At 68.1% G+C, this 1,494-nt stretch carries 3 protein-coding genes; 2 read left to right on the top strand and 1 reads right to left on the bottom strand.

Annotated features, from left to right (window positions below; genetic code table 11):
- On the top strand, positions 1-373 hold a 373-nt coding region (locus Q664_RS37300), incomplete at its 5' end, for a CBS domain-containing protein (RefSeq protein WP_152622567.1).
- A 136-nt stretch (positions 374-509) separates the two neighbouring features.
- On the opposite strand, the gene Q664_RS37295 is transcribed toward Q664_RS37300, so the two are convergent.
- The gene (locus Q664_RS37295; protein ID WP_043407179.1) at positions 510-740 is read right to left on the bottom strand and encodes an ATP-binding protein; all 231 of its coding nucleotides are present in this window, start codon (positions 738-740) and stop codon (positions 510-512) included.
- A 526-nt stretch (positions 741-1,266) separates the two neighbouring features.
- Here Q664_RS37295 and Q664_RS61610 point away from each other — a divergent pair.
- Positions 1,267-1,494, top strand: a 228-nt coding sequence (locus Q664_RS61610; protein ID WP_235217030.1) for a hypothetical protein, incomplete at its 3' end; no start/stop codon positions are given.

The raw sequence follows: 1,494 nt of genomic DNA, 5'->3' as shown, positions 1-1,494 counted from the left end.
CCCCCTCATGGACCAGGTGCTCACCACCGAGAGCGGCACCCTGCCCGTGCTCGATGGGAACGGGCAGCTCTACGGCATCGTCCAGGTGGACCAGTTCCGCGACATCTGGCGCGACGAGGAGCTGCACCCCATGCTCGTCGCCAGCGACCTGGCCCGCAAGGTGCCCCTGCTCACCCCCGACACGAACCTGGCCCACGCGCTCGTCCTGATGGACCAGGAGGACGTGGACGCGCTGCCCGTCCAGGCGACGGAGGAGGGCCAGCGGTGTGGACTGCTGACACGCTCCCTGGTGCGCCGGTTCCTCTCCTCGCACCACGCCCGCGAGCACGCCCGGGGTGAGCACCTGGTCGCGCCCACCGAGGCGCATAACTGACTGGCAATCCTGGCGGCCCCAGGCGCCCCCGCCTCAGGGGGCATCGGGCACTGGCACCCGCGGCAGCTCCAGCGTGAAGGTGGCGCCCTGGCCAGGAGTGCTCTCGGCGGAGATGGTGCCCCCCATACCTGCTGCGTCACGTACAGCCCCAGCCCCAGCCCGCCGTCGTGCCGCTCCGACACGCCCCGCTCGAACGGCGGGGCAGCACGTCCGGCTCGATGCCGATGCCCTCGTCCCTCACCACCAGCCGGGCCCACCCACCGCTGTCCGCGACACGGATGGACACGGGATGGCCTCCCCCGTCCTTGAGGGCGTTGGTGAGCGCCCCCAGGGTGCGCCCGCATCTGGCCGAGGTAACGGGCCGCATCGTCGAGCTGCGCGGCGGGGGTTGACGCGGTGCTCATCGTGTACGTCCTGGCCCACACGAAGACAGGCGTGCTGCACTTGGGAGGCCCCCTGGAGCGCCACCGTGCCATGGGCGAGGCTGCCCGGAGGAGCGTGAGCAGGGCGCCTGACGAGCGCTGGAGCAGCGGGTGCCACACAGGTCCCCCTGCTGATGATGGCTCGACGTGTCCGCCCGGAACTGACGTGTCACCCTCCCAGAATGACGTGTCAGCGCTTTGAGTTGACACGCCAAGGCGCGAAGCGAGGCCGGCCCGCGCCCTTGGCCTAGAGGATGGCTTGCCGCGAGCGGGCTGGCACCCCACATGCAATGCCGCTTCACTGAAGTCAGCATCACGATGGACAGCAACTGGTGGGCCCCACCTCGCACCTTCACGAAGCAGCCCTCCGCTCCTTGAGCGCGTCGACGAGTGGGAACAGAAGTGAGCGATTGATTGCGCCTGGCATCGCTTCAGGCGCACGCAACTACATCCGAGAAAGAGGTTGGACACATGGCTGACTGGCAGTTTCACATGAGGAGCTTCGATCAGAGCACTGGAACCTGGTTTGGTGTCGCGCACGCCGGCTGCGGCGAGGTCGGACACCGCCACTGTGGTGTTCCGGGATGCTGGAACTGCACGGTGCACAACAACCCCACGGGGGGACAGGCCTCGGAGTACTCTCCCTCTGACTGGGTCATCAATTTCGGAGCCTGGTTCAATCTGATCGTCGATGGCATC

Source organism: Archangium violaceum Cb vi76, assembly GCF_000733295.1.
In the GTDB taxonomy this organism is placed as follows: Bacteria; Myxococcota; Myxococcia; order Myxococcales; family Myxococcaceae; genus Archangium; species Archangium violaceum.
The sequence above is the reverse complement of the archived record's forward strand: the minus strand, read 5'-3'. Positions and strand labels throughout refer to the sequence as shown.

Excerpts from the sequence above, each read along its gene's own strand:
- Q664_RS37295 (WP_043407179.1), bottom strand. The coding sequence starts at position 740 with ATGCGGCCCGTTACCTCGGCCAGATGCGGGCGCACCCTGGGGGCGCTC.